Source organism: Rhizobium sp. SVR5-2C (genome assembly GCF_056755115.1).
On record NZ_JBNDHT010000049.1, the window covers coordinates 1 to 23,684 of the forward strand.

25 protein-coding genes, 1 tRNA gene and 4 pseudogenes are annotated in these 23,684 nt (G+C 57.6%); 14 read left to right on the forward strand and 16 right to left on the reverse strand.

Annotated elements, in window-relative coordinates:
* Positions 1–1,948: adenylate/guanylate cyclase domain-containing protein (locus tag ACPYOI_RS15910; protein ID WP_481423020.1), on the reverse strand; the 1,948-nt coding region annotated here is incomplete at its 3' end.
* 616 nt (positions 1,949–2,564) lie between these two features.
* Here ACPYOI_RS15910 and ACPYOI_RS15915 point away from each other — a divergent pair.
* A complete protein-coding gene (locus tag ACPYOI_RS15915; protein ID WP_481417393.1) occupies positions 2,565–2,996 on the forward strand; it encodes a hypothetical protein in 432 nt (143 codons plus the stop codon).
* A 322-nt stretch (positions 2,997–3,318) separates the two neighbouring features.
* Here the strand turns inward: ACPYOI_RS15915 and ACPYOI_RS15920 are convergent, their stop codons facing one another.
* From ACPYOI_RS15920 to ACPYOI_RS15940, 5 genes and pseudogenes are all read right to left on the reverse strand, one after another.
* Complete coding sequence (locus ACPYOI_RS15920) at positions 3,319–4,485, reverse strand: sulfite oxidase (protein WP_481417392.1); 1,167 nt, start codon at positions 4,483–4,485, stop codon at positions 3,319–3,321.
* Positions 4,486–4,911: 426 nt separating this feature from the next.
* Positions 4,912–5,409 (reverse strand): dihydrofolate reductase, encoded by a 498-nt coding sequence (locus tag ACPYOI_RS15925; RefSeq protein ID WP_481417391.1) that lies wholly within the window; start codon positions 5,407–5,409, stop codon positions 4,912–4,914.
* Positions 5,410–5,525: 116 nt separating this feature from the next.
* Positions 5,526–6,044 carry an N-acetyltransferase family protein gene (locus ACPYOI_RS15930; RefSeq protein WP_481417390.1) on the reverse strand — a complete coding sequence of 173 codons (519 nt, stop codon included), beginning with the start codon at positions 6,042–6,044 and terminating at the stop codon, positions 5,526–5,528.
* A gap of 188 nt (positions 6,045–6,232) precedes the next feature.
* Positions 6,233–7,300 carry a D-alanine--D-alanine ligase family protein gene (locus ACPYOI_RS15935; RefSeq protein ID WP_481417389.1) on the reverse strand — a complete coding sequence of 356 codons (1,068 nt, stop codon included), beginning with the start codon at positions 7,298–7,300 and terminating at the stop codon, positions 6,233–6,235.
* Between the two features lie 31 nt (positions 7,301–7,331).
* Positions 7,332–7,951 (reverse strand): annotated as a pseudogene (locus ACPYOI_RS15940) (hypothetical protein).
* Positions 7,952–8,088: 137 nt separating this feature from the next.
* Here ACPYOI_RS15940 and ACPYOI_RS15945 point away from each other — a divergent pair.
* A pseudogene (locus tag ACPYOI_RS15945) lies at positions 8,089–8,343 on the forward strand (GntR family transcriptional regulator); the annotation flags it as partial.
* A 93-nt stretch (positions 8,344–8,436) separates the two neighbouring features.
* Here the strand turns inward: ACPYOI_RS15945 and ACPYOI_RS15950 are convergent.
* Complete coding sequence (locus ACPYOI_RS15950) at positions 8,437–8,703, reverse strand: hypothetical protein (RefSeq protein ID WP_481423025.1); 267 nt, start codon at positions 8,701–8,703, stop codon at positions 8,437–8,439.
* Here ACPYOI_RS15950 and ACPYOI_RS15955 point away from each other — a divergent pair.
* Both ACPYOI_RS15955 and ACPYOI_RS15960 read left to right on the forward strand, forming a co-directional pair.
* Positions 8,591–9,598: an aminotransferase-like domain-containing protein gene (locus tag ACPYOI_RS15955; RefSeq protein WP_481423021.1), complete on the forward strand. Its 1,008-nt coding sequence runs from the start codon at positions 8,591–8,593 to the stop codon at positions 9,596–9,598. The genes ACPYOI_RS15950 and ACPYOI_RS15955 overlap by 113 nt on opposite strands.
* 106 nt (positions 9,599–9,704) lie before the next feature.
* Positions 9,705–10,739 (forward strand): IS110 family RNA-guided transposase, encoded by a 1,035-nt coding sequence (locus ACPYOI_RS15960; protein WP_481419527.1) that lies wholly within the window; start codon positions 9,705–9,707, stop codon positions 10,737–10,739.
* A 316-nt stretch (positions 10,740–11,055) separates the two neighbouring features.
* Here the strand turns inward: ACPYOI_RS15960 and ACPYOI_RS15965 are convergent, their stop codons facing one another.
* Complete coding sequence (locus ACPYOI_RS15965) at positions 11,056–11,598, reverse strand: chloramphenicol phosphotransferase CPT family protein (RefSeq protein ID WP_481417387.1); 543 nt, start codon at positions 11,596–11,598, stop codon at positions 11,056–11,058.
* 127 nt (positions 11,599–11,725) lie between these two features.
* On the opposite strand from ACPYOI_RS15965, the gene ACPYOI_RS15970 reads away from it, so the two are divergent.
* A complete protein-coding gene (locus ACPYOI_RS15970; protein WP_481417386.1) occupies positions 11,726–11,911 on the forward strand; it encodes a hypothetical protein in 186 nt (61 codons plus the stop codon).
* 554 nt (positions 11,912–12,465) lie between these two features.
* On the opposite strand, the gene ACPYOI_RS15975 is transcribed toward ACPYOI_RS15970, so the two are convergent.
* The 3 genes and pseudogenes from ACPYOI_RS15975 to ACPYOI_RS15985 all read right to left on the reverse strand — a co-directional run.
* Positions 12,466–13,005 carry a 3'-5' exonuclease gene (locus tag ACPYOI_RS15975; RefSeq protein WP_481417385.1) on the reverse strand — a complete coding sequence of 180 codons (540 nt, stop codon included), beginning with the start codon at positions 13,003–13,005 and terminating at the stop codon, positions 12,466–12,468.
* A gap of 263 nt (positions 13,006–13,268) precedes the next feature.
* Positions 13,269–14,435 carry an MFS transporter gene (locus ACPYOI_RS15980; protein ID WP_481417384.1) on the reverse strand — a complete coding sequence of 389 codons (1,167 nt, stop codon included), beginning with the start codon at positions 14,433–14,435 and terminating at the stop codon, positions 13,269–13,271.
* Between the two features lie 432 nt (positions 14,436–14,867).
* Positions 14,868–15,179, reverse strand: a pseudogene (locus tag ACPYOI_RS15985) (inositol monophosphatase family protein); the annotation flags it as partial.
* 12 nt (positions 15,180–15,191) lie between these two features.
* On the opposite strand from ACPYOI_RS15985, the gene ACPYOI_RS15990 reads away from it, so the two are divergent.
* A complete protein-coding gene (locus tag ACPYOI_RS15990) occupies positions 15,192–15,497 on the forward strand; it encodes an N-acetyltransferase family protein (RefSeq protein ID WP_481417382.1) in 306 nt (101 codons plus the stop codon).
* A gap of 205 nt (positions 15,498–15,702) precedes the next feature.
* Here ACPYOI_RS15990 and ACPYOI_RS15995 read toward each other — a convergent pair whose 3' ends face one another.
* Together ACPYOI_RS15995 and ACPYOI_RS16000 are read right to left on the reverse strand one after the other, a co-directional pair.
* A complete protein-coding gene (locus ACPYOI_RS15995) occupies positions 15,703–15,828 on the reverse strand; it encodes a hypothetical protein (protein ID WP_481417381.1) in 126 nt (41 codons plus the stop codon).
* Between the two features lie 19 nt (positions 15,829–15,847).
* Positions 15,848–16,372, reverse strand: a complete 525-nt coding sequence (locus ACPYOI_RS16000) for a type I restriction enzyme endonuclease domain-containing protein (protein WP_481423022.1) — start codon at positions 16,370–16,372, stop codon at positions 15,848–15,850.
* A gap of 955 nt (positions 16,373–17,327) precedes the next feature.
* Here ACPYOI_RS16000 and ACPYOI_RS16005 point away from each other — a divergent pair.
* From ACPYOI_RS16005 to ACPYOI_RS16020, 4 genes and pseudogenes are all read left to right on the forward strand, one after another.
* Positions 17,328–17,696 carry a hypothetical protein gene (locus tag ACPYOI_RS16005; protein WP_481417379.1) on the forward strand — a complete coding sequence of 123 codons (369 nt, stop codon included), beginning with the start codon at positions 17,328–17,330 and terminating at the stop codon, positions 17,694–17,696.
* Positions 17,693–17,872 carry a hypothetical protein gene (locus ACPYOI_RS16010; RefSeq protein WP_481417378.1) on the forward strand — a complete coding sequence of 60 codons (180 nt, stop codon included), beginning with the start codon at positions 17,693–17,695 and terminating at the stop codon, positions 17,870–17,872. The genes ACPYOI_RS16005 and ACPYOI_RS16010 overlap by 4 nt, the downstream gene beginning before the upstream one ends.
* A gap of 169 nt (positions 17,873–18,041) precedes the next feature.
* The gene (locus ACPYOI_RS16015) at positions 18,042–18,575 is read left to right on the forward strand and encodes a recombinase family protein (RefSeq protein ID WP_481417377.1); all 534 of its coding nucleotides are present in this window, start codon (positions 18,042–18,044) and stop codon (positions 18,573–18,575) included.
* A 15-nt stretch (positions 18,576–18,590) separates the two neighbouring features.
* A pseudogene (locus tag ACPYOI_RS16020) lies at positions 18,591–19,025 on the forward strand (recombinase family protein); the annotation flags it as partial.
* Between the two features lie 27 nt (positions 19,026–19,052).
* Here ACPYOI_RS16020 and ACPYOI_RS16025 read toward each other — a convergent pair.
* Together ACPYOI_RS16025 and ACPYOI_RS16030 are read right to left on the reverse strand one after the other, a co-directional pair.
* Positions 19,053–19,232, reverse strand: coding sequence for a hypothetical protein (locus tag ACPYOI_RS16025; RefSeq protein WP_481417376.1), 180 nt, complete (start codon positions 19,230–19,232; stop codon positions 19,053–19,055).
* Between the two features lie 346 nt (positions 19,233–19,578).
* Positions 19,579–19,654 (reverse strand) — tRNA-Ile (locus tag ACPYOI_RS16030).
* A gap of 154 nt (positions 19,655–19,808) precedes the next feature.
* Here ACPYOI_RS16030 and ACPYOI_RS16035 point away from each other — a divergent pair.
* The 4 genes from ACPYOI_RS16035 to ACPYOI_RS16050 all read left to right on the forward strand — a co-directional run bounded on the left by ACPYOI_RS16035 (position 19,809) and on the right by ACPYOI_RS16050 (position 22,251).
* On the forward strand, positions 19,809–20,552 hold the full coding sequence (locus ACPYOI_RS16035; protein WP_481417375.1) for an SIMPL domain-containing protein: 744 nt from the start codon (positions 19,809–19,811) through the stop codon (positions 20,550–20,552).
* Between the two features lie 235 nt (positions 20,553–20,787).
* A complete protein-coding gene (locus tag ACPYOI_RS16040; RefSeq protein WP_481417374.1) occupies positions 20,788–21,171 on the forward strand; it encodes a BRA0787 family protein in 384 nt (127 codons plus the stop codon).
* A 100-nt stretch (positions 21,172–21,271) separates the two neighbouring features.
* Entirely contained in the window at positions 21,272–21,673 is a 402-nt protein-coding gene (locus tag ACPYOI_RS16045; protein WP_481417373.1) for a DUF4174 domain-containing protein, read from the forward strand.
* Between the two features lie 89 nt (positions 21,674–21,762).
* Complete coding sequence (locus ACPYOI_RS16050) at positions 21,763–22,251, forward strand: heme-degrading domain-containing protein (protein WP_168830622.1); 489 nt, start codon at positions 21,763–21,765, stop codon at positions 22,249–22,251.
* A gap of 35 nt (positions 22,252–22,286) precedes the next feature.
* Here ACPYOI_RS16050 and ACPYOI_RS16055 read toward each other — a convergent pair whose 3' ends face one another.
* Complete coding sequence (locus ACPYOI_RS16055) at positions 22,287–23,546, reverse strand: AGE family epimerase/isomerase (RefSeq protein WP_481417372.1); 1,260 nt, start codon at positions 23,544–23,546, stop codon at positions 22,287–22,289.
* Positions 23,547–23,684: the final 138 nt, after the last annotated feature.

The following is a 23,684-nucleotide window of genomic DNA, read 5'->3' on the forward strand; positions in this document are numbered from 1 at the left end:
GGATTTGATGCCGTCGGCTCCTGAGAAGGCTCTGATATGCCGCGTCTTGCACCAGTGCATGCTTGAAGACGTAGGTCGCCTCGGGGGCGGTGCCATTCCGCAGGACCAACTCGGATTTTTCGAGATTGTAAAGATCATCCCTGAGCCTGGCGGCATCGCATCCGGCGACTGCCGCCAGCAGCCGGTAGTGGAAGACGCGACCGATGCACGCGCCGATCTGCGCCATGTTCTTGACCGAAGAGAGTCGGTCGAGGCGGGCCATCAGTGAATCCTGCAAAGTCGATGGGATCGCAAGCACTGGCAATGGACTCTTCAATCGATAATCATTGCCGGCGTCGACAAGGAAGCCGGACTCAAGGACGGTCTTCGTCAACTCCTCGACGAACAGCGGCACGCCCTCCGTCCTGGCCAAAATCTGGTTCTTGACGTCCGAAGGCAGAGTCCTGCCGCCGGCTACCCGGTCTACGATCGCTGCTCCTTGATCGCGCTCGAGACGGCCAAGCGAGAGGGCCGTCACATGTGACAATCCCCGCCAAGGCGGGCGGAATTCGGGACGAAATGTGACGATGAGAAGCACCGGCAGATCGGGCAGGCGTGCGATGAGCATGTCGAGCCATTCGGCTGTCGTCGGATCAAGCCAATGCGCATCCTCTACGACCATCGTAGTGGGGTGGTTCGCCGCGATCCCTTCAAGCTGTTGGATGAGAACGCTGAGCGTACGGGCCTTCTGCGCTTGCGGTGTCAGCGTCAGCGGCGCATAGCGGCCAGTGGTGTCGATTGACAACAGAGCTGCCAGAAGCCGGCCAGCTTCGGTTATGTCCGGGGTCGATCGGAGCATCAGCGCCTCGATCTTGTCCAGCTTCGCGGTTGTACTGTCGGTCCTTCCAAGTCTGGCAGCGCGCCCAAGCTGCTGGATCACCGGGTAGAGTGCGCTGTTTACGTGGTAGGGGGAACAGAAGTAGCGTTGCCGTGTGTGTGGCTCGGTGCTCAGGCGCTCTTCCAACGCCGCTGTCAGGCGCGACTTGCCAATGCCGGGCTCCCCCGACAGCATCACCGCCTGACCTTTTCCTGTCCGGGCCTTCTGCCAGCGTTGAAGCAGAAGCTCCAATTCCTCGGATCGCCCTACCAGCGGCGTCGGTATGCCGTGCAGCGCATCGAAACGTCCCTCGGCATCGGCTTCGCCGGTGATGCGCCAGGCCGGGACGGGAGCTGCGAAGCCCTTGAGCTGCTGGAGACCGAGATCGATCATCTCAAACAACCCGGCAACCAGCCGGTGCGTGCTGTCGGCGATCACGACGGTGTTTGGCTCGGCCAAGGCCTGCAAGCGCGCCGCAAGGTTGGGCGTGTCGCCGACCACGGCCTCTTCCTGCGCTGATCCTTCGCCAATGAGATCGCCGACCACGACGAGACCGGTGGCGATGCCTATCCGGGCTTCCAGCGATTTGCCCAACGGCGATGTCAATCTGGCGGTCGCAGCCGCTGCCGCCAGGCTCGCCCGCACTGCCCGCTCAGCATCGTCTTCATGCGCCCTTGGCCAACCGAAATAGGCGAGCACGCCATCGCCCATGAGCTTGGCAACGCAACCATCGTACCGTGCAATCTCCGTCGACACCGCACTTTGATAGGCGCGCAGGACGTCGCGCATTTCCTCCGGATCGAGCCGCTGTGACAGCGCGGTCGAACCCACGAGATCAATGAACAGCATTGTCAACTGCCGCCGCTCGGCTTCGACTGGCGAAGGCGCTGGTGGGGAACTCGTTGGCGACATTGTGTCCAGTGCGGCAATCGCCGCCAGAACCTTGCGCCGCGGGCCGAGGGGTAAACCCAGCTCCTTCACGTCGTCTTCGCTGAGATGCCGAAGCGCATCGAAATCGACTTCGCTGTCGGTGAACGCCTTTGTGTACTTGTCCAGCCCGAGGCGGGCCAGCCATGAGGCGATGTCCGGCATGACAACTACCTCCCTGTAAGCAAGAATACCACAACTGTGGTCGCGCGGCACATAAGCGCTATGCACTTCCTAAAGTGCGCTCACCCGACGATCATCACTCATTCTCATCTGCAGTGTCGAGCCGGATACCCGATGCAAAGAGCAGCATCAATCGAAAATCGCAGTCCTATGAGCCTCGAGGCGGCTATGGCCAGGCGATGACAGGTTGGACTTTGCGTGACCTAGTTCGCGGGATCGTTCGTGAACTCGGAAGGGAGAATGGACTATCGTCGCCCAAACCGCGCTGAAGAGACGCTTACTCACCGCCCGTCACCACCCGGTGGCGGGTTTTTGATTCAGGACAGAACGATGTGACCGGTTCGTTGCCCATAAAAAGGCCGGCTTCAGGTTACAACGATGGTTTATGTACGAGCAATTCGAAGACCAACTTTCGAAAGTCTGCTGGATAGCTGGGGCGACAGACGCGGGAAAGACCAGCATCGCGCTCGCATTGGCTCGCAAATATCGCGTGCCCGTGTATCACTACGATGCTCATGATCTCCGTCACCACCAGCGGCTCGCGGAACGGGAACCCAGATATGCAGTCTTTCTGCGGCAAACGCTGGATGAGCGGTGGATGCGGCCTACACCGGAAGACCTGGCCTCGCGAGCCTGGCAATCCTTTCACGACCGTTTCCCGTTCGTGCTGGAGGACCTAACCACCCTGGCATTGCCGAATGGCATGCCGGTCATCGCCGAAGGCTATGGTTTGACGCCGCGCCTCGTGTCACCGCTATTGGGCGATCCATCGCAATTCGTCTGCCTATTGCCGTCAGATGAATTCAAAGACGATTCGATGCAAAAGCGCGGCAAGGGACAATTTGGCGGTGAGGTAAGCGATCCTCAACGCGCAGCCGACAATCTCAGACGGCGGGATCAAATTATTGCTGATCGGCTTCGTGTGGAGGCGCAGACACTCGGACGCGATATCATCGAAGCAGACGGATCGAAGTCGATCGACGAGCTCGCCGTTGCTATCGGCCAGCGTTTCCAGCTGCGAAGGCGTTGAAACCTTATGGCGAAATTCAAGACAGGAACGCCCACATCTTACACCGGCGATATAGCGGCAAAGATATTCATGCATACTCGCGCGCTGACAAAGCATTCATTTTACTCATGATCAGTCGACCGGGTCGATCCACTCGAGCGGCAAACGCGCGGCCATGATTGTCTCCTCACGGCGCGTTCCGCAGGAGGGGCCGAAGATGCTCCTTTATTCAATTGGGAAGCCGCTTTTGGTGGTCTTTGCTGCCTAACGCCGCATAAGTTGGCATGAGGTCACCTCGATCCCGCGTCTGCTTGCTTACGGCTGCGACCACCGGTGAACCTTCTCACGCAATGCTAACGCGGCGCGTTACCTGACCATTGCTCTCCCAATAGGTATGCTTCTTGGTAATCCAGGGATCATCCATGGCAGGCTGGATTTGCCCGGCCATATCAATGGCGCGCGAGGTGACCGTGTGCTCGCCTTTCGGCGGGTCTTTCCAGTCTAAAAACCACACCTTCCAGGCGAATTCGGCCTCTTCGGTAGAGTCGATCATCGCCCCGAGCCATGGGCCATCATCAACCTTCACTTCGACCTTGGCGATGGGAGCACCCCAGGCCGCACCGCTAATCCGGTATCCGGCATCGCTGCGCGTCACTCTGGCAGGCGCGGACTTCAGCAACGCACGGCCGACCGAGGTCTCGGCCCACACCGTCTCGCCATTGTGTTCTTCTTCGCGGATGGTGACGTAGTTTCGGCCCATCAGCAGACTCATGAAGCGCGTGTTGCGTATCTCGATGCGTTTTAGCCACTTGACGTTGGCGATGCCGTACCAGCCGGGTGCGATGAGCCGCAACGGGAAACCGTTGGGTTCCGGCAGGGCGGCCCCATTCATCTCGTAGCAGAGGATGTTGTTGGGGCTCATCGCATCGGCGAGCGACATGCTGCGGGCGAAGTTCTGATGCATCTTGACGTCACGAGTGTCATCCTTAAGAGCGATGTCGCCGACGTCAGTGCCCCAAAAAACAACTTCGATGCCGTTTTCTTTCACGCCTGCCTCTTCAAGTATGGCAGCTAGCGGCGTGCCAGCCCAGCGGGCGTTCCCGATGCCGCCGGTGAAAAATGGTAAACCGTGATTGCCCGAACATTCCACTGTGAAAACCACCTCTTGGCGGGGCCGCGCCTTGAGATCGGTGAGCGAAAGGCTCAGGGGCTTCTTCACTAACCCATCGATTTCCAGGTTCCAGGCATTCGCGTCAATGGTTGGCCGATCAAAATGCGCGATGCTGAAGAACTTGTCGTTGGGTGTCACCCATGAATCCATATCCTCCCAGACAAGTTGGTTCTGGATGACCGCCGGAACGGGATTGGGCGGCGGCTGATCAAGCCATGGGATCACGGTCTCACCCGCCCGGCTTGGAAAGGCGTGGGCAAACCGTGAACGGAGGAACGCCAGCGAGGCGAGGGCCGCACTGCCTTGAATAATGAATTCGCGGCGTGGAATGTGATGCATGGAATTTCTCCTCCGGCAAAAAAATTGCCGCCGGAATCGAGCAGAGAAGATTCCGGCAGAGATAGGTGTCTTTTAGGGCGAAAGTTTCCGCGCTCAGTCGCTGGCTCGTGCATTAGCAACCGACGATATGCCGCCCTGCATGTTGCACGATCTCTATGACACCACCGCAAAATTGTAACACAAAGTAGAATTCGCCACGAGGATGCGAAAGGGTTAATTCGTTTGTATAGTACAACGGATTAGGAGTCGTAGACTCTGGCGACTGTCGCGTCATACGTCAGGACTCAGGCGTAAAGCGGCGGTAAAACCGCATGGCCGTCATCGGGATCGACATCGCAGGCCCTCAGTCCCGCGATTTCGGGGGACCCTTGGCGCTTTCCGGCCGAGGTGTTCTTCTGCTTTCGGCCCTTTGCAGTCATCACGCAGCTAGTTGGGAAATCCGGAGCTTCGTTCGTAGATGAAGTGTGTGTATGGCAATGGGCCTTCAATCCGCTCTGAACTGGAGACCGAGAACTCATCCTCGGGCAACAATGGGAAAAAGCGGTCGCCGCCGAATGTGGCATCCAGCACCGTCAGATGAATCCGATTGGCGAGCGGAAGGAAGAGCTTATAAATCTCTTGACCACCGCCTACAGTTATCTCTGAACCCGGCAACTCCGATGCCAGTGAAAGTGCCTCGTTGAGCGACCTCGCCGAGAGCACACCGGCTGTTTGAGAAGTGAACGAACGAGATAGCACGATGGAATACCGCCCCGGCAGCGGGCCGGGCAGGGAGAGGTAAGTCAAGCGGCCCATAATGAGGGCATTGCCCATCGTCACTTGCTTGAAAACTTTCTGCTCGCCAGGGATGTGCCATGGAATATCGTTTCCTCTGCCGATAGCACGGTCTGCATCCATAGCTGCGATGAGAACGATCGGTTTCATGGCTACCTTCTGGTGACTGAGTGGACAGGCCGTTGAATTTGTCCCCTTGTCGGGGTGGATAGTAGCGGGATCAAATGGAATCGCAATGGCCGCTAATGGCGCGCCAATAGGAGACATTAGGTCGTCTGCGCAGATTGTGGCTTGTCGAGGCGCATCATGATTTCGTCATGAAATACGTCGCCAACCTTTAGAGCCGCAGTGTCAGTTGCCCATTCCCGGAAGCCGACCTTGGAATAAAGGCGACGGGCTGCGTGATTACTTTCTACCACCGTGAGGCGAACGGTTTGGCAATGCTCGAAAGCATTTTCGATTGCTGCGTCGAGCAGATGCCTCGATAGCCCCGTGCCTCGGGAAACGCCCCTCACGTACATGCCCCAAATTGAAGCGTTGTGTCGTGTCTTTGCACTCTGGCCGCGCGCGACAGCTACCACTCCAGACAACTCGCCGACCTCGTTGAAGCCGCCGAACACGGAGTTGTTCTTCAAGCGGTCTGCGAACCATTCAATGGGTCGTTTACGCTCCTCTTCGAGGTCCGCGCCGAATGCCTCAGGGTGATTTTGCAACCCCTCAAGGCGGATGTCACGAAATGCTAGTGCGTCGTTGATTGAGAGGGGGCGAACAAGGAGTTTTTGCATGAAAGTTCAGTCCAATCCAATTACGCTCTCCGGCTAAGGCGAGAGTGTAACAGTTACATGACGTCTGCTTCGGGCCGAAAGCGGAAACCGGCCGTTTCCGCGATAACTTCTACTTTTGGCGCATTCCAGCCAAGGTGGCCGTCGTCTGTCGGCCTATTGCGGACGTTACATTTGTTGTCAGATTGGAATCACGCCGCTCTCGCCAAGCCGTGCTCTACTAGCCGGTCGATGATTTCCGCGTAACCGACGCCGCTTGCGGCCATTGCCTTGGAATACATGCTGATGTCGGTGAATCCCGGAATGGTGTTCACTTCGTTGACGACGAAACGCATGTCTTCCATCAGGAAGAAATCGACGCGTGCCATGCCATCGCAGCCAAGCGCGCGGAAGGCGCGGGCCGCCATCTCGCTAATCCTGCCTTCGACCTCCGGGGGAAGCTCCGCCGGCACTTTCAGCGCCGCGCCGTTCTCATCGATATACTTGGCGTTATAGCTGTAATAGCCGTGGCTTGCGGCCGGCACGATCTCGCCGGGACGGGAGACGAAGAGGCCGCCTTTTGTATCTTCCAGCACGCCGCATTCGATCTCGCGCCCGGCAATGAACTCTTCGGCGAGCAGCCTGCGGTCATGCCGGAACGCCTCGGCGAGCGCGGGCGCGAATTCCTGGCTGCCCGAAACCTTTCTGACGCCAACTGACGAACCCTGCCGCGCGGGCTTGATGAAAAGCGGCAGGCCAAGCTGGCCTTCGAGCGCCTCCAAGGCGGGCGGCGCGTCCTGATGGATCGTCACCGAGCGGGCGACCGGCAGTCCCGCCGCCTTCAGAAGCTGCTTGGCGATATCCTTGTCGAGTGCGGCTGCCGAGCCGAGAATGCCGCAGCCGGCCAGCGGCACGCGCGCCACCTCGGAGAGCCCCTGAACCGCGCCGTCCTCCCCGTGCAAGCCATGCAGGACCGGAAAGAGAATATCGATCCTACCGCCCTCGGCGGCCTTTCCGTCAAGCCCGATCGTCAGGATGCGGCCGTGTCCGCCCGGCACGAGGCAGATTTCGACGCCGGCCGCAGGCCTGTCGAGTTCGCCGTCGCTGAAGTGGCTTTGCAGCCACCGCCCCTCGCGGGTGACGAAGACGGGCAGCGCATCATATTTCTGCGGGTCGAGCGCCCGCATCACGTTGATGGCCGACATCACGGAGACGTCGTGCTCGCTGGAACGGCCGCCGAAAAGCACGGCGATACGCAGCCTGGTCATGGATGGGCTCATGAAAATCTCCTGAAGGAAGGCCGGTCAGAAATCAGAAGCCGACCGCGATGCCGCGGTTGGCGAAGAAGCGGTCGAAGATGGCGAGCGGCAGCACGACGTCGGCCTGGCTGGCGCGGTCGTGGCCGGAGGGATTGTGAAAACAGATGCTCTCCTGCGAGGCGGCCGTCACCAGGGCGAGATGGCCGCCCTTCGACGGCGGCTCGCGCTCTGGCCAGCGGATGGCGCTGTTGACCGAGGCGATGAAGAAGCGATGTCCGGCGAGGATCGGGGGAATTCCGGCCGCCGGAACATCTGCCCGGACAACCGCCGAAAGATTGAACCGCTCGCGGACGAAATAGACGAAGGGGGCGTAGATCAGCCCCTTAATCGATGCCTCGGCCTCATTGACGACATAGCCGCCATAACCGGTGCAGGCATGTGCAAGCGAAAGGATCGGATGCGCCTCGCCGCGAGCGGCAAGGATCATCTTCAGGCAGGCCATGCCGCAGACATTGACCGCCAGCGCGCATATTCCTCGATCGTTTCCGCGCCCGAATTGCGCCAGAGCGGATCGCGATGCAGGGCGGACGCCCCTTCCGACAGGACAGGCAACGTCATTTCCGGCGTCTCCCACTGGCTGAAGTAAGGCACGTCGAGGTTCCGATGCTCCATGTCTTCTCCGTCAAAGATGGCAGATGCGGCAACCGTCGATGGGATTGCCGCTTGAAAGTGGCCCATCATATATGCAATTTTGGCTCCCTTAACAGGTCCACTCTTCCCATGCTAAATGGGCCACTCGGGGGTCGTACATGACACTGAAGAGGAGACGGGAAGGTCCGTCCGCAAGGTTTCGGCCCGCAATCGATCCTTCGTCTGCCGCGCCTTTGCCGAGACAACTCTATCTCTCGCTCAGAAACGCTATTGCCGAGGGACGGCTCACGACCGGGCAACGACTGCCGTCGACGCGCCTTGCGTCTACAGAGTGGAAGATTTCGCGAGGCGTCATTGCAGAGGCCTATGAAATCCTGATCGCGGAGGGTTTCGCCGTGGCCCGCCATGGGTCCGGCACCTATATTGCATCCTCCATTCCCGATGGTGTCTCGCGCATCGACTACCGACCCGGCGGGGAACGCGCACATCCGATCCGCCGCAGCGTGTCAGCCGCCGCAACGGCGATCCTGACCCGCGGACCGAGCCTCGAGCCACAGAAGGCCCTGCCATTCGTCACCGGTCGCATCGCCCATGACGAGCGAACGGCACGGTTGCTGAACCGCATTGCGGCCCGCCACATGAACTATGCCTTCGAAGGCTATGGAGACATTCAGGGCGAAAAGGCATTGCGAGCCGCCATCAGCGCGCATCTGGCAGTCTCGCGCGGCGTCCGCTGCACGGCCGAACAGGTCTTCATCACGGCCGGAACGCAAGCAGGCGCTCGACCTTGCCTTTCGCGTGCTGATGACTCCGGGCGATACGGCCGTCGTCGAAGACCCGTGCTATCCGCCTGCCAGACAGTGCCTGGCGCTGAACGGCATCAACGTTGTCGGCCTCCCCGTCGATCAGGATGGGATCGACACGCAAAGACTGATGGCCGATGTCATGTCGCCTCCCTCGGTCTTCTACGTGACGCCCTCCAATCAATATCCGGTCGGGTCGGTCCTCTCGCTTTCGCGAAGGCTCGGCCTTCTCGCCTATGCCGAGGAGAATGATTGCTGGATCGTCGAGGACGATTACGACAGCGAATTCCGATACCAGGGGCATCCGATCGCCTCGCTGCATGGCCTCGATAAGGCCAATCGGGTTCTCTACACCGGCACGTTCAGCAAGGCGCTTCTGCCGAGCCTCAGGATCGGCTACCTCGTGGTTCCGACCGATCTGGTCAACGCGTTCAGGGCTGTGCGTCCGGCGGTCGACCGCTGCCCGCCGACCTTCCAGCAGCGTGTGATCGCAGATTTCCTTGAAGAGGGCTATTTTCCTGCGCATCTCCGCCGTCTGAGAGAACGGCTTCGTGCCTCACGCGACATGTTGGCGGGTTTCCTGATGGAACGCATGGCCGAGCATATCGAAGTGCTGCTGCCGGATCAGGGGATCAATCTCACGATCAAAAGCACCGGGAGCTGGAACAATGACACCGCCGTCTCTTCCGCGGCTCTGAAGAGAGGTGTCGTCGTCATGCCGCTTTCGCGGATGAACGTGACCTCCACGGACAGATTGCGATTGCTGCTGGGGTTTTCCGCGCTCTCGGAGCAGGAAGCGGATATGGGAACGCGGCTTCTGGCCGAGGTCTTCAGATGTAAAGAGTTTGTCGCCCACCAGGCCTAGACTATAGCGTGAATGACCGCTGTTGATGCTGTGGACGGCTCCTCCGCCGGCATCGCGATGTGCCAAGATTGCGGTGTTGCTAGGAACCGCATGGGAGGAGCCATCCATGGAAGAGATTACCACGATTGGACTCGACATTGCTAAGTCGGTGTTCCAGGTGCACGCCATTTCCGCAACCGGCACGGCCGTCGTTCGCCGACCACTGAAGCGCCGTTATATTGCTCAGTTCTTTGCAGGCCTTAAACCGTGCCTGATTGGCATGGAAGCCTGTGCGACTGCCCACCATTGGGGGCGAGAGCTGACGAAGCTCGGTCACGAGGTGCGGCTCATGCCGCCCCGCTATGTGAAGCCGTACGTGAAGCGCAACAAGAACGATGCGGCTGATGCCGAAGCCATATGCGAAGCGGTGATGCGACCGAACATGCGCTTTGTCCCGATCAAGACAGTGGACCAGCAGTCGATCCTGATGCTTCATCGTACCCGTATGCTGTTCATTCGCCAGCGCACGATGACGATCAATGCTGTCCGCGCCCATCTTGCCGAGTTCGGCATCGTCGCGGGCGTCGGGCGCAATGGGCTGCAGGCACTTCTTGATCTTATCCGGAAGGGCGAAAAGACTGAGATACCGGCAGAGGCGTACCTATGTCTCGCAGCACTGGCAGATCAAGTTGACTTGCTGAAGCAGCGCATATTGGACATGGATCGGCGGATTTTGAAATGGCATCGCGCCAACGATCTCAGCCGCAAGCTCGAAGCAATTCCAGGCGTTGGCCCCCTGGTGGCAACGGCGTTGGCGGCCAGCGTCCCCGATCCAACCGTCTTTCGCTCAGGTCGTGATCTGAGTGCCTGGATCGGGTTGGTACCCAAGCAAAACTCGAGCGGCGGCAAGGAGAAGCTTGGAGGCATCAGCAAGGCCGGAAACCGATACCTCCGGCAATTGTTGGTCGTCGGCGCGTTGGCGGTGATCAAGCGAGCGAAGCTATTGGGTCATACTCGCCACCCCTGGCTCGTCAACCTCATGGAGCGCCGGTCCTCGAAAGTGGTGGCGGTAGCGCTCGCCAACAAGATGGCGCGGGTTGCCTGGGCAATGATGAGCCGTAACGAACCCTATCGAATAACACCGGTCCTAGCCGGAGCCTGAAAACACGACGCTATGTCGTGAACGTCGTTGGTAAAGAGCAGGAGACTTATAACGCACCTATGCCAGTCGGCCCAAGGAAAGGGACAACCCACTATGCGCCAGGCGCTTCGAGCGCGAGCTATTGACCGGGACCCAATCTGCGGAGAGCATTATGGCCAGCGGCCCTGTTCTGCGCCGCATTCAAAGGCCGGACACATGGCAGCTCCGACCAGCAGCGTGCAAAAAGTCAAAAACCTCTTGCCAACCCGGAGCCGTCCACACATGGCGCATTCCGGAATTGGACGAGCTTCCGCATTCGGCCCTAAGCGGTCGTGCGTCAGCGGTCCAGCGAGCTGAAACTTGAGGATCGATCGCCGCTCCGCCAAGCCAGGAGTACCTTATCCACGTTAATATCAGTCCCATCGACTGAGTTCAGGTCTATGTCGTAGGTTTTGCCAAGATGAATCGTCTCATAGTCCTGCTTGGCACTACCAATCGGCCTATCGCCCCGCGCTGCTTCCCGCTCGACTAGAAGCTCAAGCGGGCAGTGAACGCCCGCGAAGAACACGTCGTGTTGCGCCATTAGCTTCCGAAGCGTCTCCAACCAGCCTTCCGTATCCAAGATGTGTTCTAGGATCAGATCATTACCTGCATCTGCATAGGCCTTCAGCGAACGGTGAAACCCATCGAAGAAAGCTGCTCTGGCATCGGACCATCGGAACTCACCGCTACGGAACCGGCTCATGGGAAAAACCCCTGAGTCTCGTAGATGATCGATGGAAATGTGCCAAAAAGGCTTCTCGATGCGAGCCTGGAGCGCCCCAGCGATTGTGGACTTTCCGCTGCTTGATGCACCATGCAAGAAAATGATCTGTGCCATGAACCTCACCGCCGTTGCGTGGTGAGCTAGTACAGTTGGGTAACAACGATATGACCGGTGTTGGCGCGATCCAGTCGACGCTGTGGTCGCCGTTTATATAGTGAAGTCTGTCAAAGAGGATGCCGAGTTGCTGCTTACCGTAGAAAAAGAGAAGCTAGAACAGGGTGAAGTTGTCATCTGCTTTAATGAAGAAGGCTTGGAATTCCTGATCTCAAAGTTAAAAAAGCTTCGCGATGGGCAATTTGCACCTGATGACCCCCGCTTGGGCTGGGAACGAATTAAGCGAAGAGCCGCAAGGCGGCGATCAATATGAACTGTGCAACAGCTTAAGGCTTGTACGCCTTCCTTGAGAGGGGATTTCGCGGAAACGCACACGAGCGTTCGTCATTGACGAACCTTACTACTTTAGTAGTGTAGATTAGTAGTTGTTAAGCAAGGGGGATGAGATGATCGATCTAGGTGTATCGGTGAGAGAGAGCGACTTGAGGATCGTGTCAAACGCTGTCCAGGCTTGGTACCGCCACTATCGAATGACGCCGAATGAACAGGCTTCACAGTTGCTCTGCAGCACTGCAGTTGAGTTATTCAATCAAGGGCATCGAACTCAGGAGGAGCTATCGACGCTGTTGATCACAAAATTTATTGGCAAAAATTCCATGAGGATCAACGCGCCAACGTCTTCTTCAAAGCATTGACGAGCAGCAGAACGCCAAAATCCAGTGACCGCAGTCACTCAGCGTGACCTTAGACCGCTTCAATGCTCCGATCGGGAAGCGGGAGCAGCTCACGTACTTGATGACTGTTAACTGATCTCGGGCGGCTCGGCAGAGTTCGCGGAAAGGCCGGCGGAGCAGGCAACAATCGCTCTCAGATTTTGCCTGTCCGGACATCAACGATAGCTCGGATCGACCTCCACCGATCCAATTCGAGCACGGCATCTGGCAGGGCACGGTGAGCGAGGGCGATTGGGTCGGTCTTCAGGAGGATCGTTGCGACCAACGCCGAAATTTCCGCGTCCGTAAGTTTGGCTCCGGCGGCCATACGCGCGGCGTCGAAAAAAGCTTCCTCTGACCTGGCAAGCCGGAGGGCATGTCGTGGATATCCCGCCGCCCTCAGGAGCAGACTCAGCCATTTTCCATCCCAGGACGGTGCGCTGGCATAGAGCTTGTGTCCGCTCAGTGCATCGATCATCTCGGCCGCAATAATATCGACAGACACACCTTCATCCAGAAGGCGTTGGCGTGGAATGCCATGGATAGCTTCGGCCTCAGACGACCAGTCCGTCCAGTCTGGGGCAGGGCGGATCAGCGCCGATCGCGATTCGCCATTCTCAAAGACCCATGCCACTTCAATGGGGAAGCTTTTCTTACTGAGAGATGAGGCCTCGAAATCCAAGAAAACAATCAATCGGGATAATCAGCGTTTATGCCGTCCTCCGCAATGTTGTGACAGTTTGCCCAACATCAAGACGGGTAGCCCGCATCAGGCATAAATTAGGGCGCAAGCACGTCCGGCGACTGCGAATGATCCATTACAGCCAATTGCGGTGATAGCATCCTCCACAGAATGCTATCTGCAACCGGAATCTGGAAAAGCTATATATTCGTCCACCTAATCCACTAAGGCGGCGGCCTGTCTCCAACATGGGCTGCAAGTATGAGATGTCGGATTCATTCAGCCAGTCCGAATGCTTTCATTTGACGGCGTGGCGCGAGTGACCGCACCGACCACAACGCGGTCAAAATTATCGGAAGGCAGAGTAGATAAGAAGTTCGTATGCCTGCCGTTTCGGCGGCGAAGCCCAGGAGCGGAGGAGCGAGGAAGAAAACGACAAACGACATCTGCGCCAACGCCGCTACGTTCAAGTGAGGGCTTCGATCCTTTCTCTGTGCTGCCGCAGAGACTGCCAAGGGATAGACCGCACTGCATCCAGCGCCCATCATGGCAAATCCAACGAGTGCGATGATCGGAACAGGAGCCAGCCAAACGCAGCACACGCCAAGTGAAGCCAACGTTAGCAGGACGGCGGCAACCGCGCGGGAACCATGGCGATCAACAAACGGGTCTGCATATAGCCGGACCAGGGCCATGAAGAAGGTGAAAAGCGTGAGTCCCATCCCTTCAATGAAAGGCTCCACCGCGAAAACGTCTCGCATGTAAATCGCGGACCAATCGATCCCTGCTCCCTCCACAAGGAACGCTGCGATCCCGATCAAGCAAAGCGGCAACAGCGCTACTGTCGGCAGGGCAATATGGGAAGAACCTGCTTGTCGTGATAGATGGGGTGCCGAGGCACTGCGCATTCCCTTTATGGCGATCGTTCCCACGATCAAAACGACCGCAAATGTAATCGCCAGATGGAGCTGCATTGAAACGCCAGCTTGCCTGATTGCTGAAGAGGCCAATGCGGTCACGAAGAATCCAAGGCTCCAAAAACCGTGGACTCGGTTCATGACGCCGCGCCCAAGCTGAGCCTCGATACGGTCGATCTCGACATTCAAGTTGATCTCAAGGGCCCCGGCCAGCAAACCCTCGCAAAAGAGCACGAAGAAGACCAGTGGCGCGTAGCCAACCCATGGAACGATCGCGATCATCGCCGACGTCCCCAGAACGGTAGCGAATGCCGTTGTTCGTGCGCCTAGCTTGACGATGATGGGCGACGAAAAGGTCAGAGATGTTAACGCTCCTATTGCCGCGCCTATAAGCGTCAACCCGAGCTCAGACTTGTTTATGTCGAGCGCAACCTGAAGATCAGGTAGCCTGGATAGCAACGCTCCCATCGAAGTCGCAAACAGGAAAAAGCAAACATAAATCCGCTGCTCCGGCTCGATGCGCATTTTTGAGACTCCGGATACTTCTTCTTTGGCGTGAACGAGCGACGAGGGCAGGCGACGGAGGCGACGGTATGACCCCTTATCGAGGACATAACAGGGCTGGCTAGAGTTTTCTTCGGCTTGATGCATGAGTCAGCGGTGTATGGCAATCCGTTGGCCGCCCGCCGTTTGCCATTCCCGAGGTATTCGTTCTCCGAAATGCACTGATTCAGTTTTGCGAGGTGACCAGACGGCGTTGGGGAAGTCATTTTCGTTTCCCGTTGTCATCGAGCAGGGAGTACAGACGCCTTCATGTCGATGATGAACATGGCCAATCAGTCCAAGGTGCTGAAGGCTATGCACCGCCTGTTGAAACCCAGCGGTTCCTGCAGTTTCGATCCTTCATCCTAGCTTCGTGCCACCGACCCGCAAGGGTCGGAAAACCGCATTTGTGCGTCAGCTACTTAGAAGATGCGCCACAAGTGCGCCGTGTATCTCTGATGAAGCAAAGACGACTTCCTCTCCCCATAAATCGGCAGGGATGTGGTCTGGAACGGGGACAAGATTGCTTCGAATTGCCCCGGCCTCAGTTGCGATGAGCCCAGCCGCAACGATATCCCATGGAAACAACGTTTCTGTATGAGCATCGAGCCTCCCTGACGCGACATAAGAAATATCCAGAACTGGCGACGAACTTCGACGGATATCCTGAGAACTTGTCAAAATACTTTGATACGTTGCAAGAGTGGCGCGATATCGCTTTTTTCGTGAGGAAAGCCCGTGCTCACAACCGCGCGCGCGAGGCTGTCCGTCGAGGAGGGACGAATTGGCTCGCCGTTCAAAAAAGCTCCTCGATCTCTTATATCAAGACATCTGCTTGACGCAGCAATCGGACATGCTTTCGAGCATTGTCACACCGTTCGCCTCGCGGTGGCGGAAAGTAATCACGCGGCGCGTCGCCTCTATTCCAAGGTCGGATTTCGGGAGTGGGCAACGGACAGGGCGGCTTTGAAGGTCGGCGACGTCTTCCATGACGAAGTAATGATGCGTCTCGACAAGACGCGAGATGCTCAAGCCATTCAATGACAGCATCTCTAATCGGGCATTAGGGTCAAGCTCTTTCTGATCTTGGATGGCCTGGTCGTTCACGCGGGTCACGCTTCTCTTCGCAGTCTACTGGCTCCTCGCGTTTGGAGCCGCTGCACGCTGACGCGATGGCCATTTGAGACTGTAGATGAGAGGGCTCAGCAAGCTGGGGGGAGCGGGCGATGGGCCGGAGACGATGGTGTCGTCAGTGACTCCTTATTTCCTTCAGTGCATCCTTGGCGTAGCTGCCGATGAAACTCTCATTCTCGATTGCCACCAGAGCCGGGATCGCAGCCTTGGCCTGAGGCCCGATCTTTCTCAGGGACTGCACGGCGTCCTCGCGGACATGGTCAGAGTCTCGCGTATCCCCCAGTCATCGCCTGCTGCCAGAAATGCGCGTAGACGTTGTTGGCAACAAGCTGTTTTTTCTCTGGCGTGAAGGGTGGCGTCGGGAGCTTGATGAAGACTTCATCCAGAATTAATGTCTCCATTTCGCCCTTCGTCTGCTCCTTTTCCCAAAAACGTTCGAGTTTTGCGAGCTGCTGCTTGATCGTGGCCAACATCTCCCGGCTCGCCTGCTTGACACGTTCACGATCCGTCTTGTTCAGATCGTCCCGTTTCAGCAAGTCGAATACGGCCAGTTCCTCATCCGAGAGGTTCTCTCTCGCAGCCCGCTCCTGTTCCTCGTCGAGGCTTTGAACAAGTTCAACCAGCCGCCTGAAGGTCTCCTCGATCGTCGTGCGGTCCTTTTCGCTGTTGTAGTCGGCAACGATGACTACGTTACCGATGGTGTGATTTATCCAGGCGTCTGGCAGGCCTTTTGGCTCAGGCGTAATCACCTCAATCCATATGCGTTGACCGCCATGCTCGACCAAAATCGGGACCTTCCGTAGCGTGGGACAGCTTCAATCCGGATGCTTTCAGTTGATGCGCCAGGAGCACTTCAGAAAACTGTTGCCAAAATACCGAGTGGTCGTCAGAGCACAGCCGTTGCTCACAGTTGTTGTCGGCGAGGCCCGATTCAATATGCTCCCCACAAACGCGAAGTGTCCGCTCTCGAATTATATCTCCAGCTTCACCTTCAAATGGATCGGCTGGCTATAGACGCTGCGAGGCTCATAGGAATGCTTCTTTCGTTTGCCGCTGACTTGTAATCGATGTCTTCCAATTCCTTCACGTGTCACCCTGTGACGTCGGCGAGATAGCCTTCGTCAACGCTCTTGCAATTAATCGACGCGAGGCGATTCGTCATGTTGCCATTGAAACTATCGCTCGTCCTAGAGCTGAAACTCGAGGTCGCAAAATTCGTGCCGCTTCAGTGGCAGCTTTTGCGAGAGTTGGGTAGCGACAAGTATCGAAAGACTCCGACCTTCTGAAGAAGAAAATTCCAGGACATCGTTGGATGTATCCAGCTCAGCCAATCACGTTCACATCAAACAATAATTCAAGACTCCGATTATAACCAATGAGTTATTGACTCTTTCTCATCTTATCTATTAGTATTGGCTAACGTGAAATTCGGTCAGGAACTCCAATATCAACGACCAGTATCAGACTGCCCGGGCCGCCTTTCTAGTCGAACAGCGATTAACGTGAATGACGGTAGCGCCGTTAAGCCGACAAGAACGCATCTTTGGAACGGACGGTCGGAGAAACACACATAGCCTTGCAGTACGAAAATAGAACCTCGAACTCTCAAAAAGAGAGGCGCACCTAACAGGAAAGGGGTCGGCAATGCGAGGGTCGGAGTCGGAGCGCAAAGGAAAGCGCCGCGTCCTAAGTATGCACGGGAGAGGCTTTGACACCGTCGGCGGTGGGAAGGCTTGCATCATGAAGGATAAGAAAAACCGCACAAACAAAGGCGAAAGCAATCTTGTTAGAAACGGTCTTCCCGACGGCTTCGTTGCGTCGGCTCGGCCCATCGTAACCGTGGATGTCGAAAGGTATCAAGCCTGGTTCGACGCTGCGGACCTGAGCGCCGCGCAAAAGGAAGAGTTCACGCAGTCGCTATGGTTGATCGTCATGACATTCGTCGAGCTTGGCTTCGGCGTTCACCCGCTGCAAGCAGTCTACGGACAGAATTCCGCAAATGGCGCGGTAGGAGCAAAAAGGGCTTTCGATGCGGTAAAATCGAAGAAGGCCGATCGTATAAGGCCATCAACATATTCAAGCCCCCTGGGCGTTCTGGAGGCAGAATGAACAAGGAAAATGACGAGGCGGCAGTTATCCCGAAAGCGATTATCTATTGCCGCGTATCCAGAACAAGACGAAAAATTGAGGGGAGCCGCCTGGAAAGTCAGGAGCACCGTTGCTGCCAGTACGCGGAATTGAAAGGTTACAAGGTCCAGGCCAGTCGCCGTGGTCCATCGTCATGACGTTCGTCGAGCTCGGTTTCGGCGTTCACCCACTGCATGGAGTCTGCTGACAGAATTCCGCGGATGGCGCGGTGGAATCGGATATGGCCTTCGAAACGGTAAAATCGAAGAAATCCGACCGTAAAAGACAATCAACTTGCTCGAGCCCCGTGGGCGTACTGGAGGTAGAATGAAAAAGAAAAGCGTAGAGCCGACCGGCAAGCCGCAAGCGATTATCTATTGCCGCGTATCCAGTCTGAGACAGAAAATTGAAGGCCATGGCTTAGAGAGCCAGGAGCACCGTTGCCGCCAATTTGCTGACCAAAACGACTTAGAGGTCGCGGCTGTTTTCCCCGATGACATCACGGGTGGCGGTGATTTCATGAAACGTCCTGGCATTGTGGCACTCTTGAGTTACCTCGATGCCCAACCGGGGAAGCCCTACGTCATCATTTTCGATGATCTCAAGCGATTTGCGCGCGATACGGAGTTTCACTGGAGGCTTCGCCGCGAGTTTAGGACGCGCGGAGCGGACGTCGTGTGCTTGAACCTAAAACTAGAAGACACCCCCGAGGGAAGGTTCGTAGAGACGATGTTCGCCGCTACGGGAGAGCTTGAACGGTCCCAGAATCAACGTCAAGTGATCCAGAAGATGACAGCAAGACTTGAAAGGGGTTATGCGGTGTTCGCCCCGCCGATAGGCTATAAGTACGCCGCGAATTGAGAGCATGGGAAGATTTTGGTTCGAGTCGAGCCAGTCGCGTCCATTCTCGTTGAGGCTCTGGAAAGCTTCGCTTCTGGGCATCTGCAGTCAAAGGGCGAGTTCAAGCACTTCTTAGATGCAAGGCCTGCGTTCCCTAAAGACACGAGTACCGGCAAACTGTACTACACGCGGGTTGAGCGCCTACTAACGAATATTATCTATGCGGGCTACGTCGGTATGCCGGCGTGGGGCGTGTCACCACGAAAAGGGCACCATGAACCTTTAATCAGCCTGGAGACGTTCGAGCGGATTCAGGAGCGCCTGAACGAAAATCCGAAGGCTCCCGTGCGGAAGGACATCAATCAGGATTTCCCGCTGCGCGGTTTCGTCCTCTGCGATGACTGCGGCCGCGTAATGACCGCTTGCTGGTCGAAGGGCCGCTCCAAATACTATCCATACTACCTTTGCGATACAGAAGGTTGCGAAAATAGCCGCAAATCAATCCCTCGTGAGAAAATAGAGGGCGGGTTTGCGGAGATTTTGCAGAGCCTTCAGCCGACGCGCGAGCTGTTTGGATTGGCTAAAACGATGTTCATTGATGCGTGGAACATGCGGGCTGCCGAAGCTCATCAGGGCAAGGGCCAAGTCGAAAACCAACTCCGTAGTGTCGAGAAGCAAATACAGACGCTCCTCGACCGAATCATCGAGACTGGAAACTCGACGGTGATAAAAGCCTATGAGGACAAGATCGAGAAGCTGGAACGGGAGAAGTTGCTTCTCGAAGAGAAGATAGCTCGAATCGTGCCCCCGGCACGCCGGCTGGACGAATTTATCGAACCGGCGCTCGCTTTATTAGCAAGCCCTTGGGATATATACGATAATGGGGACCTTCCCTTCAAAAGGGCAGTCCTCAGGCTGGTATTCGCGGAGCCTGTTCGCTACTCGCGGAAATCGGGTTATCGAACCGCCAATACCACCTTTCCATTCAAGGTGTTAGCAAGAATCGCAACGGCACAAAGCGAGATGGTGGGCCCGGAGGGACTCGAACCCCCAACCAAGCGGTTATGAGCCGCCGGCTCTAACCATTGAGCTACAGGCCCGTGCGTGGCTTGGCCGCGCCGGCAGCGGGGCAATGGTCCCCCGGTGCGGTTTCGCTCTAACGCAATTCGGATGCAGCGACAAGACGTTGCCGCAATAGCTTCACAATCAATCGGCAAACAGCTAGCCGGGGTCGCGACAACCAAGGAGTGAAACATGGCGCTGCGGACTATTAGAAACCTGGCTTTCGGCGTGCTGATCGGTGTGCCGGCCGTCCTGCCGATGGCAGCGGCGGCTGCCGATGATTCGAGGCCGCGTGAGGCGGTGGTCATGGTCTCGGGCGAGGGGCAGTCGGCGGCAGCGCCCGATATGGCCGTCCTCAGCCTTGCGGTCGTCAAGCAGGCGAAGACGGCCCGCGAGGCGCTCGACGAGAACAACAAGGCGATGGCCGCCGTTCTGGCGGCGCTGAAGAAAGAGGGGATCGCCGACAGGGATCTGCAGACTTCGGGCTTCTCCGTGCAGCCGCAATACAATTATCCGCAGAGCAACGACGGCCAGCCGAAGCCGCCGGAGCTTATCGGCTATCAGGTCTCAAACGGGCTGACGGTGCGCGTGCGCGATCTCGGCGAATTGGGCGGCTTGATCGACCAGGCGGTGACGCTCGGCGTCAACCAGGGCGGCGACATCCAGTTCACCAACGACAAGCCGGAGGCGGCCATGGAAGCGGCGCGCAAGGATGCCGTCGCAGCCGCGATGAAGAAGGCAAAGACGCTGACGGAGGCCGCCGGCGTGAAATTGGGCCGCGTCATCGAGATCAGCGAGAGCAGCGTTCGGCCGATGCCGCAACCAGCCTATCGCGCAACGATGGCGAAGGAGGCGGGCGACTCTTCCGTGCCGATTCAGGGCGGCGAAAACACCTATCATGTCACCGTCAACCTGACCTTCGCGCTCGAGCAGTAAGGCCTAGGGCCTTTCAAACTCCGGGAAAAAGCCGTTGATGTTCTTCAGGAATATCAACGGCTTATTTATTTGGAAACGCATCTCAACGGCGCGGCGGGCATAAATCGCTTTATCACGCGAGTGTTACACTATAAAAAGAATCGTGTTATCGGTTCCGGAGGAGCCCCGAGTTCCGAGTTCTGATTCGATCCGGCCGATAAGGAGGAACTGGCTTAATCCTAGAGAGGAGACAGACATGACGAATGCCTTGCCGCCACTTCACAACGGACACGCGCCGATCACCCTTCAGGAACTCTTCCGCGAAGCCCTCTATGCTTTCGAAGAATGGGATACGGAACTCACAGAACCAATCGTCACCTTCGAAGGGCGGGTCGTTCCGATCAGCCTCGTCTTCGAAGCCATGCGCGAGTGCGACGACATCGTGCCGAACAACATTGTCGGCGCCGTTACCGAAAGACTGACAAAGCCGTGGGAAGGCGAGGGGCCGCTCGACCAGATGAGCTTCTCGACGGCCGCCCGTGTCATGCGCGTCTTGGTCCGCAAACGCCTTCTTGCCAACGGCACGGCCGATGTGGTGGCCGTTCCCACCCGCCCGGCGGAGCGCAAACCATCCGAATGAGGCCGCGCGAGGGATCGCGGTGGTCCGCGATCCCCTCTGCTTTTGAAGGGAACCGCTCTCACTTCCAATCGTTGAAGACAGAACGAAGGATGTGAGCATCATGCTTAAATCAATCATACGCGAAATCATCGGGCCGGCGCCGCAGGCGCCCACGTCCCCGGACTGTCTCAAACCATTCATCGGCCGGAAACGTGTTCTCATCATTTTTGCGGATGCAGATGATGACCGTGCCACGGTGCAGGACGAGTCGCTGCGCCGGGCGCGTTTTTCGCTCATCGAGAATGATATAGAGGTGCTGAATGTCGCCGGCGGCGGGGTGTTTCCCACTTTCGAGGGATCCGAGGACCTCGACGCCGATGAAATCCGCGACGATCTCCAGGGGCCGCGGCCCGGCGAATTCGGCCTTCTCCTGCTCGACTGTGACGGCACGGTGTTGCTACGCTCGAAAGAGCCCATGTCGCCGGAGGATATCATCGGTTCACTGTCATCGGTGGCGCACTAAGCTGTCGAAATCTCCAGACGTTGCTTTACTTTTCACTGCCGCTTGCGGATGCTCTCTGCCGGTTCGATGTGGCAGGAGGAGCAAGGCCTATGACTGTTGAGGACGATCTCAGCCGGATTGCGGAGCAGGAACAGGTATTGAGCTTTGATGCCTTCGACCTCACGACAGCCTGGCAGCTTGGCAAACTGCTGCAGGAACTCGCGACGGAACGCGGGCTTGGCGTGGCGATCGACGTTTCGCTGCACTCGATGCCGGTTTTTTACGCGGCGCTGCCGGGTGTTACGCCCGACAACGTCCAATGGGTGCGGCGCAAGCGCAACGTGGTATTCCGCTATTCAAAGAGCAGTTACGCCTGCGGCCTGAAGCTTCAGAAGGACGGCAAGACCGTCGAAGACAACGGGCTTTCGAGCGCTGACTATGCAGCGCATGGCGGCAGCTTTCCGATCAATGTCAAGGGAACCGGCTGCATCGGCGCGGTCACGGTTTCGGGCCTGCCGCAGCGGGACGACCACAATCTCGTCGTCGAGGCGCTGTCGCTGATGCTGGCGAAAGATCTGGATTCCCTGCGGCTGGCGTGAAGCGGTCATCGGGCCACGCGCCAGCAGTCGCCTGCTCAAATCTTCCCTTTTGCCTCGATAATGCCTTTGGTGACGCTGCCCGTCGCCGGAAAGAGGGGGATGAGGCAGGCCTGCAGGGCATGGTAGATATCGCCCTTACCGGGGAAGAGGCTGTGAGAGGGAACGAGGTCTTCCGTCAGTTCTTCGTGCCAGCCGCCGTTCTTATGGTCGATGAAGGCACTCTCGATGACATTCCAGATCTTGCGATAGCTTTGCTCGTGGAAGTCGCTCGGCAGATGCTCGTTCAGGAAGTGTGCGGCAGCCGCACCCTCGCAGGCCGGCCACCAGAGCTTGTTGCGCTTCGCCGGCTTATCGTCCCAATCGAGCGTGTAGAAGAAACCGCCCTTGCCGTTGTCCCAGCCGAGCGCCATCGATTGCGAGAAGAGGCCCTTGGCGGCATCCAGCATCCAGTCGTGCTTCTTGCCGCCGAGTGCCCAGAGCTGCAGGATAAGGCGTGCCCATTCCAGCCAATGGCCTGGCGTGGTGCCGGCCGGGCGGAACATCTCGTTCGGATGGTAGTAGCTCTTGTCGAGACCCCAGTCGGCGCTGAAATGCTCAGCGACGCGCCAGCCGACGGAACCGGCCGACCTGCGGATAACGAGATCGGCGATGCTTTCGGCCTTAGCGAGATAATCTCTGTCGCCGGTGGCTTCGAAAGCGGCCATCAGTGCTTCGGTGAGATGCATGTTGGAGTTCTGGCCGCGATAGCGACCTCCGTCGAGCGGCTGCCAGTCGGCAGTGAACTCTTCAGCGATGGCGCCGTGCATTGGTTCCCAGAACCTGGTGTTGAGGACTTCGGTAATGTCGGCCAGCATGGCATCGGCCAGCGGATGGCCGATGGTTTTTGCCGAGGAGGCGGCAAGCAAGACGAAAGCATGGCCATAGCCCTGCTTGGTGGAGTCGACAGGGCCATCATTGTTCAGCGACCAGAAATAGCCGCCGTTCTTCGTATCGCGGTGATGGTTCCAAAGGTAATCCATGCCGTGATCGACGACATCGCTCGCGCCGGGGCGGCCGAGAAGGGTGCCGATCGAGAAGCAGTGGACCGCGCGCGATGCAATGTGAATGCCGCGGACCTGCCCGTCGGCGTCGAGCGGCTGGCCGTGATCATCGAGATCGTAGAAACCGCCCTTAGGATTGATCGAATTGTGCTGGAAGAAATCGAAGAGGCCGTTTGCCTGGGCGAGAAGCCAGTTGCGATGATAGGCGCGGGTGCTCCAATGACCAATGCCGGCGTCGCCAGTTACAGATGCCATGTCATTCCTCCGATTTCGTAACAACGACTTGCGAAAGAGCCTATATAGGCCGAGCCCGAGTCTGTCACCCCGCCTCGCGAACCATCACAAAGTCAAAGCATATATTGACATAAACATATCTTTATGTGATTGGTCGCT